Source organism: Variovorax sp. V93 (genome assembly GCF_041154485.1).
GTDB classification, from domain to species: domain Bacteria; phylum Pseudomonadota; class Gammaproteobacteria; order Burkholderiales; family Burkholderiaceae_C; genus Variovorax; species Variovorax beijingensis_A.
In genome coordinates this window covers 229,039-240,740 of sequence record NZ_AP028669.1, presented here as the reverse complement: position 1 = coordinate 240,740, position 11,702 = coordinate 229,039, and the positions used below count along the sequence as shown (strand labels likewise).

Below are 11,702 nucleotides of genomic sequence, written 5' to 3'. Positions count from 1 at the left end.
TTACGTTTTGCACCGCATTTAGCGTGCGAATTTCTCGCACTTTCTAACTACAAAGCCGTGAAATTAACGACTTGGTAGTAACTCGATGCCGCTCTTGCGGATCGCGACGCGCACGTTTTGCTCGCTCGGAGAAAACTGCCACACCTTGTACAGATTGGTTTGCTTCGGCTCCTTGAGCGGCAGCACGATGCGCCAGCGTGCGGCCTCGAGCTTGCGGTAGCCCGCGATGATGCCGATGGCACGCGAGTCGAGCCCGGCCTCGCGCTTGAAGACACGCTCTTCGCCGCTGCGCATGATGGCCTGATCGGCGTTCACGAGTTCCGCGGCCAGCGTCTCGCGGTCGCGGTCCTGTAGTGCAAAGTAGTCTGCCGTCTCGAAGTTACCGGAAGATTTCAATTCGAAGACCTTGACGAGAATCGGCGCCGGCTGGCCGCGTCCGTCGGGGTTGACGCCATCGTCGATCCTGATGGTCACCGCGTAGGGCGTGGGCAATGACTTCGCAGTCGATGCGCATCCACTGAGGCCACCAAGCAACGGTGCGGTTGCAAGTGCGCCTTGAAGCAGGGTTCGTCGATGCATTGAGATCTTCCCTAGTGGTTCGCGGCCTATATTATCGAAGTCGTGCGCACCTACCGCGTCGCATCGCGTGCCTGTCGCATGACAGCGGCACACTATCTCAAGCATTGCCTTTTGCAAGGTAGGAGAGAAGATTGAAGTCATGTCTGCCTGCTTTGGCGTTCACCTTGGTTCTGGTTGCTGGTTGCACGACCACGCCGCCGCCCGAGCCGCCGCAACCCGAACGCCTGAGCCAGCAAGTGGCGCGCAGCACGCTCGAACGCGCTCAACAGGCCTATGACGAAGGCGACTACGCCAAGGCCATCACCACGCTCAAGAGCGGCGGCGTCTCGGTGTTCGACGCGGCCGAGCCCACCACGCGGCTCGATGCCATGAAGCTCGAAGCCTTCAGCTATTGCGTGGCCAACCAGGTGCCCGAATGCCGCGCGCAGTTCCGCAAGCTCATGGACGCGTTCCCCAACTTCGACCTCACCGTGGCCGAGCGCAAGCACCCGGTGTGGGGCCCCGCCTTCGAGGCCGCCAAGCGAATGAAGCGTTGAACGCCGCAGGCGATGAGCCGCGGCACGAGCCGCGCTCGACATGAACATGGAGATGCCATGCGTTGGACGGTGATCGAACATGCCGGCAAGCCGGTGACCGCAGGCCCTTCGGCCTTGCTCGCTGCACCCGGCGGAACCATCGGGCGCAGTCCCGACAACCACCTGGTGCTGCCCGACGAGCAGCGCCAGATCTCGCGCCTGCAGGCCACCGTGCGCTTCGACGACAGCGGCGCGGCGGTGCTGCGCAACATGAGTGCGGTGCTGCCCATCGGCGTCAACGAACGCACGCTGCAGCACGAGCAGGAATCGCCGATCGCCGATGGCGACCGCGTGACCATCGGAAGCTATGTGCTGGTGGCGGGGAGCGGGCAACGCGCAGCAGTCGTGGCGCCCGCCGCGCCGCTGATGGCGGCGGCACCGCCACCGGCCTCGCCTGTGCACAGCCCGCTGCCCGCCAGCGCCATGGCGCAGGCGCCCATGGACTCGCTGCTGCCGGCGGCCCCCGTCTCCGATGTGTTCTCGGACCTCTTCGGCGCCGGCGCGCTGCCGATCGGCGATACGCAGCCCGTGACCGTGGCGATGCCGCCACCGCCGGCCATGCCGGCACCGCCGCCCGCACAGGCATTGGCGGCTGCGCCGGTGCCTGCCGCGCCGCCATCGCCGGCCCCGTCACCGGCAAGCACGCAGACGAGCGCCTCGCAAATTCCCTCCGCCGCCGATTGGGATGCCATCCTCGCGAACGCGCCGCGGCGCGAGGCCAGCGCTGCCGAGCCCATGCCCGACCCGATGGCGCACGAGCCTTTCGAGCTGCCCTCGCAGGCGCGCAGGAACCCGGTCGATCCACTGGCCGAGCTGAATCCGGAAGCGGAAGACGGCATGTCCGACGTGGCGCTCAAGCGCGGCATGGACCCGCTGTCCTTCTTTGCCGCCGACAACGACGCGCCCTCGCCGCTGTCCGATCCGCGCCCCACCGCGCTGACCCACGAAGATCCGCTGCACGACGTGCATCCGGCGATCGACCTGCTGTCACGGCCGCAGGCGCCGCAGGGCTACAGCCATTCGAACCATGCGCGGGAACTGGCGGCGCAGTTCAGGCCGCCGAACCCGGTGCCGTTCGAGCCGCCGGCTGCGAAGCCGGCCGAGCCGCAGGTGTCCGCGCAGGCCGAGCCACCACCACCACCACCACCACCACCACCACCACCACCACCGCCGCCGCCCCCGCCACCACCGGTGCCCGCCGCGGCCGCACGCGTGGAGGATGTCGCGCCGCCTCCTCCGAAGGCCGCGCCGACGGAGCCGCCCGCACCGCAGCAACCGAAGCCTGCTGCCGCAGCTTCGCCCGTGGCCGCGCTCACAGCCCCTGCCGCCGCGCCGCCATCGGCATCCGCCTCTTCGGACGAACTCTTCAAGGCCTTCCTCGAAGGCGCCGGCGTGCCCGACGTGGCCGGCCAGCAGCCGCTGGATGCCGAAGCCATGCGGCGCCTCGGCCGGCTCATGCGCGCGTTCACCGACGGCACCATCGAGCTGCTCTCGTCTCGCGCCATGCTCAAGCGCGAAGTGCGGGCCGAGATCACGATGATCGTCGACGAGGAGAACAACCCCTTCAAGATCCTTCCCAATGGCCGCGCCGTGCTGATGCAGATGTTCGGCGCACGCATGCCCGGCTTCCTGTCGCCCGAAGCGGCCGTGCACGACGCGCTCGGCGACCTGCAATCGCATCAGCTCGGCATGGTGGCCGGCATGCGCGCCGCGCTGCTCACGGTGCTCAAGCGCTTCGATCCCACGGCGCTGAACACCGCCACGCCGCACGACGGCGGCCTGGGCGAGAAGCTGCTGCCCGGCGGCCGCGAGGCGCGCCTGTGGCGCCAGCTGCAGAAGCTGCATGCGGAGACCACCGCGGCCGTCGAGGACGATTTCCAGGCCGTCTTCGGACGGGCCTTCCAGCAGGCCTACGACAAGGAGATGGAACGGTTGAAGGAGGCGCGCCGTGCTTGAGACCACCCCCCGCGCATTCGCGGTGCCCATCTCGACCTCGCAGTTCTCCTGCGTGGGCGAGCGCAGCGGCAACCAGGACGCGATCGGCTACCACCTGGACGAATACAACGCCTGCTTCGTCGTGAGCGATGGCGTCGGCGGCAACGCGGGCGGCGAGCTGGCCGCGCGCATCGCAGTCGATACCGCGCTGAACACCTTCGTCGACAACCCCTCGGTGGCGCAGCACGACATCCTGCAGGCCGTGAAGGCCGCCAACGACGCCATCCTCGCCAAGCAGCGGGAGCTGGCCGACCAGAGCCGCATGAGCGCGACCATCGTCTCGCTGTTCGTGGACCGCACCAGCGGCCAGGCCTGCTGGGCCCACGTCGGCGACAGCCGCCTCTACTGGTTCCGCCGCGGCGCGCTGATGCAGCGCACCGAGGACCACAGCCTGTCGGAGCGCTCGGGCGAAGCGGCCCTCGGCAATGGTGCCAATGGGGGCGAACGGCTGGTGAAGAGCAACCTGCTGTACCGCGCGCTCGGCGCCCGTGCCACGGCCGAAACCACCGTGTCGACGCCGCAACGCCTCGCCGACGGCGATGCGTTCCTGCTGTGCACCGACGGGCTGTGGCAGCTCATCTCGCAGCAGGTGATGGAACGCTCGCTGCAGCTCGCGGACAGTGCCGAGGAATGGCTCGCGCTGCTGCGCCGCGCGGCCGAAGCCAAGGCCGACGAGTCGCGCGACAACTACTCGGCGCTGGCGGTGTGGGTGGGGTTTCCGCAGCAGGTGACGCTGGCGGGGACGGCGACACCCGCAGCGCGGCCGTAGACGGTCGGGCGCTATTTCCTTCCTCGCCGGTGGCGGCAGCAAAGCGCGCCGCGCTCCTTTCAGGCCATGAAATTCATGTTGTTGAGCTGACCGGGAGTGAACTGCCCCCCCAAGGTATTGCCACCATTCTGCTGTGTCAGGCTCGTGAGTCGGACCGCTGGCGAGCCCTTGATCAAGAAGGTGTTGGAGCCCGTGGTCTTCTTTGAATAGCTCATGACCCGTTGTTTACGCACCCCGAGCCCGATGCCCGTGTTATCGCCGAACGTCAGCGGTATCTTGGTCTTCTTGTTGTGCGCGCACATGCACATCCAATAGATGTTGGTGACGTTGGGCACGGCCATGAATCCCAGCCCGAAGTTAGGATGCGGAAAGGGAACCGCCGGCGTCTTGCAGACGTCTGGTCCCGCGATATCGAGGCTCGGCCCCTGGCAACCACAATGCATTCGTTCTCTCCTTTAAATGGAAATCAAGCGGTCATCCCATGTGGATCTGTTTGGCATCCGTCTTGATCAGATTCCTTGCAGTGACCACCGTGTTTCTTCCGTGCAGGCGGGCCATCTCGTTGGCCCTGTAGTCGATCTGGCCCGCCTGCACTTGCTCCAGCCCCTCCGTCATGCGGAATGCCGATTTGCTCAGGTGCACCAGCCGATCCACGACAGCTTCATAGATGCGCCCGATGACACGAATACGCGTGACCGTCGCGCATGCCTCCTCGCCCTGGTAGTTCATGCGTCCCACCCGGCAGTCCGCCACCTGGGCGTCGATGCGCAGTTGCCCGGTCTGCATGGCAAGGCCTTTCGGTCCTTCGAGCACCAGTTCAGTGGCGCTCTTCACGCTGACGGCCCCGCGTTCGGAAGCCAGCGTCAGATCTCCCGGCACGTCGATACGCGCCGCAGTCGCATCGGCCTGCTCGGCAACCGCCGTCAGGTAGAGGCGATGTTCATCCGGACCGTTGACAAGCACCGTGTCGCCGATTTCAGGCCGCAGCAAGCAACTGGCCGCGCGCTGGCAGCGCAGGGTCCGCCCTTCGCTGGCAACGCTGTGGATGCCGCCGGGAAGGATGGCCGTGACGATTCCTATCGCATTCACGACACCGGTGCCAGTCTCGGGCCTCATCGGTACGGCGGCGGCGAGCGTCTTGTGACGCTCTCCTGTCAGTGAAGCGGAACTCATTGGAGAAGGATGGTTGTTCATGCTGAATTCCTCGATGGGATAGGGTCTCAATCGGTACGGCCGGATACGGGCGGAGGATCACGGTGTTTCGGACGCCGTGCAGAAAATTCCTCAGCCTCGAACAGCGGCGCGTCATTGAGGATCAGGCCTCCTCGATCCGAGAACCGCGCACCCTCGAGGGTGGCCCTGTGGACCTGGGTGCGCATCAGGGTGGCATCGCGCATGTCGGCATCGTGCAGGTCTGCGTAGCAGAGGTCCGCATAGTTGAGCCTCGCCCCTCCGAAATTGGCACCGCCGCAACTCGCACGGTGAAAGACGCACTGCTCGAGATCGGCATTCGACAGATCGGCGCCCACGAGCCGCGCATCGGACCAGACGCTCTGAACGAAATTGCCGCCGTTGAACCGGACCCCATTCAATCCCGCTTCCACGAATACGCACTGCGGCGCGATTGCCCGCCGAAACGATCCGCCATCGACACTGGCGCCTTTGAAGTTGCAGTGTTTCAAGGTTGCATCCTCGAAGTCGCAGCCTGTGAGGTCGGCCCCGACAAATTGGGCGCCGTCAAAGATCTGCCCTCGGAACACTTGCCCTGAAAGATTCGCCTCTACGAACATGGTGCGCGAGAAATGACATCGAGAGAAGATGGCGGTGCGCAGGTCAGCCTGGTAGAAGGTCGTCTTTTCCAGCACACTGCCCGAGAAATCCGCCTGATCGAGCCGGCTCTCGTAAAACACCATCATCTCGGATGCCAGCGTCGCAAACGACACCCTGCGCGCATCGCAACCGGTAAAACTCAGCATCCCCGCTGTCGCACCGTCGAGACGGGCCTCACACATCACGACATCGTGGAACGACGCGTTGTCGAGCTTTGCACCGCCAAGACGCAATCCCGAAGCATCGCCACGGTGAAAGGAAGACAGATCCGCATCGGCATGCTCAAACACGGCGCCCGTCAACCTGCAGCCGTCGAACACACTGCCTTTCACACTCGCGCCGGACAGGTTGGCACCCGCAAGATCGGTCTCGAGGAATATGCCACCGGAAAGATCCATGCCGCGAAAATCCAATCCCTGCAGCTTGGCATTGTGGATTTCCCTGCCTTCTTTGACCATTCTCTGTATCTGCTTCGGCGTCATGGCTGCGCCTCTCGCGATCTGCGCACGGGCTTCGTGATGACCTGATCGGTATAGGCCTCGTCGAAACGCGTCGTGGCGTCGATTAGGCACTGCGACAGGTCGGTCTGAAACAGGTTGGCACGATGGAAATCGGCCGCTGCGAGAATCGATTTCTGCATATCGGCCTCCATGAGGCTCGCATCGACGAACGACGCGCCTGTGAGGTCGGTTCGCACGAAGGTGGCGCCGTCAGCGTTTGCTCCGGCCAGCTTTGCGCCGCGCATTGAGGCATCGGAAAAATCGGTATTGTCGAGCCGGGCATCGCGGAAGTCCGCACCGTCGAGCTCGAGCTGCTGTAGATTGCAATCGATCAGCACGGCACCCTGGAAATTGGCACCGCGCAGATGGCTCTCGTCCACGAAGCAGGTGCTGCGCAAACGGGCATCCGAGAAATCGATGCCCTTGCTGCAGTCGGTTTCGGTCCAGTCGCAGGTGTCGAGCTCGGCTGCATCGAATTGGAGGTCCGACACCGTGCTCTCGATCCATGCCACCTTGTGGAGCGTGGCACCGGTGAAGCGAATGCCGCGCAGGACGCTGCCTTCGTCAAAGTTCACCACCGAAAGGCGGGCGCGCGTGAAGTCACAGTCGGACAGCGTCGCATCGGAAAAATCGAGATCCTCCATCAGGGCATCCGAAAAGCCGCATCGATCCGCGGTCATCGATTCGACGATGGTGTCCTGCATGCGCACACCCGCGAAATCGGAATCGCTACAGCGCGCCAGTGCCAGATTGCTTTTCGCCAGGTTCACGTCACGCATGGACGTGCGATGCAGCCCGGCACGCGCCAGCACGGCTTCCTGCATGTCGCCTCCGTCCAGAACGCTGCCGGAAAAATCCGCGCACTCGAGCAACGTGCGGTGCCAGCGCGCGTTGCGAAGGTCCATGTTCGACAAGTCGGCGCCGGTGAGATCGAGATCCGAAAGATCCCGCGTATCCGCAAGGATGCGTTTCACCCTGGCCCGGGCCTCGGCCGACTGCTCGGCCGTCATGCGGTCGGCGGCATCCTGCATCTGCGCCGTGCGGCGATAGCTCTCGAGAAGACTGGCCTGAGCCTGCGCGACGAGCTGGCGCATCTGCTCCATCTGCTGCGCAGAAGGAGAAAAGCCCGCAGAGGCCGGTCCCCGGGCCATGGCCTCGATCCGGGACATGTGATCTTCCTTCGGCGGCCCTTTTTGGCGCGCTTCACCCGCGCGATCGAAGATCTTGGACGTATCGAAGCCCACCTTGCGCGATTGCTCCGCGTTGGCCCGTCCCGCTTCGGCGAGCGCAGCACGAACTTCCTCGGCCTTCTTTCGATGCTCTTCGATGGTCGCCTTGGTTTTCTTGATGAAAGCCGGCAGCTCTCGCAGCGTCGGCATCTTCTCCACCGGAAATTCGGCCGGCAATTCACCTTTGGGGTCCAGGCCCGCCATCTTGAACGAAGCGCTCATTTCCGCCATCTCGCGGTCGGCGCGGGCTTTCATGTTGACCCGCATTGGCGAATCCTCGAATGGCGCATCGAGCTCCGGCCAGGGCGCAATCGCAGCCTCTGGCATCAGGTGCTCGTCGAACAGCCCGTAGAGGGCCCGGTCTTCCGATTCGCACCGCAGCATCATCACGTCCCGATAGGTGTCCAGGCTCTTCGGCGGTTCCACCCCATGTTCAAGCGCGATCATGGCGTGCGTGATGTCAGCGGCATCGTCTTCGGCGACCGGAATAAACCCGTGGTAGATCAGGCCGATCCGTTCCAGATGAGGGAAGAACCAGGCCGTGTCGAGGCGCATGGGCACATCGTCAAGCATTCCCTCGGAGAGACTCAAGCCGTTGATCCTGCCTCGCACCACGATGCAGCGCGCGCGCCACTCGGGAACCTTGCCATGCAAAACCGCATGCTCGGGATGCATGTTCCAGATCTCGAAATCCGCGCCGGCGATGCCGGCTTCACCCGTCGGCAGCCACTGGTCACGAGGAGCCGCATTGAAATAGCCCCAGTCCATATCCTTCGCGAAGCCGGGAAACAGGTGCTCCTGCCAGTGTTCGTCGTACTGGCGGCCCAGCCGGCTTGCACGCGAAGGCACTGCGATATCAACCGGCCCAAGGCCGGCAGGCTGGACGTCCTGGTTGGGCCGATGTAGCCGCGCGCCGGGATGCTCGACATGCGGCAGCCGACGCGCACTCAGGCCGTTGACCGTCTCGTCTTCTCGCCCCATGCCGACGGGGTTCTCTTCGAATCCCGGCCCGCCATAGGCGTGGCGCCAGTCGATGCGCAGCGACTCGAACGGTTTGGGCGCGCTTGGGCGGCCATCGACCCAGAACCGTTCTCCGGAAACCAGCAGATCCTTCTGGACGCCTGCGACGCGCACACGCACTGCGCATCGGCTCTTGTCCTCCTGATGACGGGTATAGGCATGGCCGCTGACGAGGAACTCGGGACTGGACTTGGGCATGGCCAGATCAAAAGCGGCCTCCTGACCGAATTCTTCACCGAAGATCTTCCAGAAATGCGGCTCGGGGATCAGCCTGGCATCCTCCCTCAGGCTGTCGGTCATGGCGATGACCGTGACGGCCAACCAGCGGCGCTGGTCATGGGTGAACGGGCGGGTGAGCATGCCCAGCCGCAGTGGTTTGACGATTCTCATACGCGCTACGTGGAAGAGAACGCCACCTGCGCGCGCTCGCGATCGATGGCCACGAGCGGCGGGCTTCCGCTCGAATAGAGAATAGGCAGCTTCTTGCCCACCGTGAAATTGGCGAGAAGCTCCTGATCGATCAAGGTTTTCAAACTCGCCTCGCGTGTCGTTCCTGTGTCATCGTCAAAGCGCACTCGCAATTCCGCGGCTGCCATGTTGGGCGAACCGTTGCGCCAGACAACGAGCCGGTTGTGGGGACGCGCCAGCATCAGAATATCGGCCTCGGCGCGCTGGCCGACACCCTTCAACGCCTCCCAGTCTTTTTCTTCCACGACATGGATCGCCTCGGTGGCGAAAGCGCCTCGAACGAGAAAAAAGCATACGAACACGACCGCCGCCCCGAGGACGACGCTCAAGACCGTTGCAGCGATATCCAGCCAATCCACCATCACTCAGCTTTCGACTTCCATACCGCTGGTCGTCTTCTGCTTGCCCCCGGAGCGCAATGAGGCGAGCCCTGCCGCAATCTTCGCCCATGGCACATCGGTCACTTTTTTCGCTTGAACCCAGTTGAGCACCGAAAGGTTCACGAACATTCCCGGTTGGAGCAGCGAATTGATGATCGACGTCTGTATCTTGTTTCCAAACAGGTCCAGGCTGGCGAGGACGAACAATCTCTGGTGCCAATAGGATTCCCTCGTGAGTTGGTTCCACCAGCTCTGGTCGGCGGCGTTGACATGTTGCTCCGGCGTGTTGATCACGGTGCCGGTCGCATTGAGCTTGAACGTGGTGGTGGAAATGACGTAGTCCGTGCTGGTATTGCGCATGCTGGGCGCATAGACGATCTTGGGCCCCAGTACAGTCTTCAGCTTTGGGCCCTGAACCAGGGTGATGTCCACCGCATTGACGATCTCCACCCGGCCGCTACCGGTGACGCGAATATCGGCGCCGCTCACGAGGCGCAACACGGTGCCATTGATGGTCACAACGACATCGCCGTTCACTGTTTCGTTGATGCCGCCGTTGACCGTGCGCAACTCGCCCCCGCTGATCCTCTCGGTCGCGCCATCCTCGATCGTGCGCGTCTCTCCGCCTTTCACCGTCTCGATCGCTCCACCTGTCACCGTACGCGTCTCGCCATCGTCGATGGTTTCTTCCGCGCCGTTCGTGATGTGCCGCTCTTCGCCTGATTCGTAGGTCGCCGATTCGTGCCCCTTGATCAAGGTTGTGCGCGTCTTCTGCGTGGTGTGCGTCTCGTCGCCCTCCACCTCCACGTCGAGGTTGCGCTGCGCATGCAGCAGGATCTGCTCGGCACCTGTCCGGTCCTCGAAGGCGAGCACGTTGGCATTGGCGACTGCGCCCCCCGGCGTGGACCGTGAAACAATGCCGCTTCGGGTGGCTTCGCTCGGCAGATCGAACGGTGGCATCTGGTCGGCGTTGTAGACGCGGCCAATGACGATGGGTCGATCGATGCGGCCCGCGATAAAGTCGACCACCACCTCCTGGCCGATCCGCGGAACGTGAACGGTACCGAATCCATCGCCCGCCCAAGCCTGCGAAACCCGCACCCAGCTCGAGCTGTTCTCGTTGCGCTGGCCTTCGCGGTCCCAGTGAAACTGCACTTTCACGCGGCCGTATTGGTCAGTCCAGATCTCCGAACCTTCGGGACCCACCACCGTGGCGGTCTGCGGGCCCGTCGTGCGGGGCATCGGCGTGCGCCGCGCCGCGCGGAACGGATTGTCCGTGGGTTGGGCCGTGAAGCCGAAGCTGTACGCGCCCGGGGCTGCGCCCGTCGCATAGCCGCCTTCACGCAATGCATAGGACACCGACACGACCAGATATTCGCAGTTGTCGCTTTCGCGCGGCGAGTTGCGCATGCTGAAGCGATAGCCCGGCGCCATTCCACGCACGGTCGCATGCCCAGAGCTGCGTGCGGCTAGAGATTGCGATTCCTCCAGCCGGACGCGCGCGTAGTGTTCGGCCTGCGCTACATCGGTGTAGTCGCCGAGCCATTCGTACATTTCGTAGTCGGCGTTGGCATGCGTGCGAGGCTGGCTGCGAACAGTGCGGAGATCGGCCTTGAATGTCGTGAAGTTGAAGTCGTCCAAGGCGTAACTACCCGAGCGGATTTCCTCGGTCGCTTGCCAAGCGTCGATGACCTCCAGATCGTCGCTGGCGTCCAGATCAGCAGCAAAGTAATCGATGCTGGCATACCCTGGAATGTCTTCGTGCGCCCCGATGTCATCGGCCAGAACAAGCGTGTGCTTGTTTTTCTCGTGCTTGAAATAGTAATAGATGCCCTCGAGCTCCATCAGGCGGCTCACAAAGTCGAAGTCGCTCTCTTCATATTGCACGCAGAGCTCCCATGGCCTGTAGCTGCCCGAAAGCTTTTTCTCGAATGCAAAACCGTAGCCCCCAAAGACTTCCTCGAGGATCTCAACCACCGACTTGTTCTGAAAAACCTTGTTGCCGCTCGAACGCGTGAGAAACCACAACCAGGGCCGCACCGTCGCACGGTGCACGGTGTAGCGCGAACCACTGCTTTCGCGGCCAACCGCAGCGAAACGCACGATTTGGCCATGGAGGAACCGGGTGCCGCCGGCCGTCCGCATCTCTAGCGCGAGCGCTTTGCCCAGCACCTCGCCGGCGTCGATCGATCGTCGTGGACTTAGTAATTCCACCTCGAACTCGAACAACTGCGAAAGTCCTTCCGTGCCATGCATGGCACGGAACAATAGTTGGTCTTCGCCCAACGGCGAGTAGGCTTTCAATATCCGGTCCATGGCTTGTTGCCTCTCATCTCGATGGAGTGCAGAAACGGGCG

The 11,702-nt window shown here is 63.6% G+C and carries 10 protein-coding genes; 3 read left to right on the top strand and 7 right to left on the bottom strand.

Annotated elements, in window-relative coordinates; translation table 11 throughout:
• Window positions 1-63: 63 nt before the first annotated feature.
• Window positions 64-579 (bottom strand): type VI secretion system lipoprotein TssJ, encoded by a 516-nt coding sequence (gene tssJ / locus ACAM54_RS01130; protein ID WP_025569783.1) that lies wholly within the window; start codon window positions 577-579, stop codon window positions 64-66.
• A 164-nt stretch (window positions 580-743) separates the two neighbouring features.
• On the opposite strand from tssJ, the gene ACAM54_RS01125 reads away from it, so the two are divergent.
• Genes ACAM54_RS01125 through ACAM54_RS01115 form a run of 3 tightly spaced genes read left to right on the top strand, consistent with a single transcriptional unit; the run spans window position 744 to window position 3,918 of the window.
• The gene (locus ACAM54_RS01125; RefSeq protein ID WP_369649534.1) at window positions 744-1,115 is read left to right on the top strand and encodes a TssQ family T6SS-associated lipoprotein; all 372 of its coding nucleotides are present in this window, start codon (window positions 744-746) and stop codon (window positions 1,113-1,115) included.
• 57 nt (window positions 1,116-1,172) lie between these two features.
• Entirely contained in the window at window positions 1,173-3,110 is a 1,938-nt protein-coding gene (gene tagH, locus ACAM54_RS01120; protein ID WP_369649533.1) for a type VI secretion system-associated FHA domain protein TagH, read from the top strand.
• Entirely contained in the window at window positions 3,103-3,918 is an 816-nt protein-coding gene (locus tag ACAM54_RS01115) for a PP2C family serine/threonine-protein phosphatase (RefSeq protein ID WP_369649532.1), read from the top strand. The genes tagH and ACAM54_RS01115 overlap by 8 nt, the downstream gene beginning before the upstream one ends.
• A 59-nt stretch (window positions 3,919-3,977) precedes the next feature.
• Here ACAM54_RS01115 and ACAM54_RS01110 read toward each other — a convergent pair whose 3' ends face one another.
• Genes ACAM54_RS01110 through ACAM54_RS01085 form a run of 6 tightly spaced genes read right to left on the bottom strand, consistent with a single transcriptional unit; the run spans window position 3,978 to window position 11,661 of the window.
• The gene (locus ACAM54_RS01110; RefSeq protein WP_369649531.1) at window positions 3,978-4,361 is read right to left on the bottom strand and encodes a DUF4150 domain-containing protein; all 384 of its coding nucleotides are present in this window, start codon (window positions 4,359-4,361) and stop codon (window positions 3,978-3,980) included.
• A gap of 31 nt (window positions 4,362-4,392) precedes the next feature.
• Window positions 4,393-5,112 carry a DUF3540 domain-containing protein gene (locus tag ACAM54_RS01105; RefSeq protein WP_369649530.1) on the bottom strand — a complete coding sequence of 240 codons (720 nt, stop codon included), beginning with the start codon at window positions 5,110-5,112 and terminating at the stop codon, window positions 4,393-4,395.
• Between the two features lie 26 nt (window positions 5,113-5,138).
• Window positions 5,139-6,230, bottom strand: a complete 1,092-nt coding sequence (locus tag ACAM54_RS01100) for a pentapeptide repeat-containing protein (protein ID WP_369649529.1) — start codon at window positions 6,228-6,230, stop codon at window positions 5,139-5,141.
• Window positions 6,227-8,887 (bottom strand): DUF2169 domain-containing protein, encoded by a 2,661-nt coding sequence (locus ACAM54_RS01095; RefSeq protein WP_369649528.1) that lies wholly within the window; start codon window positions 8,885-8,887, stop codon window positions 6,227-6,229. The genes ACAM54_RS01100 and ACAM54_RS01095 overlap by 4 nt, the downstream gene beginning before the upstream one ends.
• Before the next feature lie 5 nt (window positions 8,888-8,892).
• Window positions 8,893-9,327, bottom strand: a complete 435-nt coding sequence (locus tag ACAM54_RS01090; protein WP_369649527.1) for a hypothetical protein — start codon at window positions 9,325-9,327, stop codon at window positions 8,893-8,895.
• 3 nt (window positions 9,328-9,330) lie between these two features.
• Window positions 9,331-11,661 carry a type VI secretion system Vgr family protein gene (locus ACAM54_RS01085; protein WP_369649526.1) on the bottom strand — a complete coding sequence of 777 codons (2,331 nt, stop codon included), beginning with the start codon at window positions 11,659-11,661 and terminating at the stop codon, window positions 9,331-9,333.
• Window positions 11,662-11,702 lie beyond the last annotated feature (41 nt).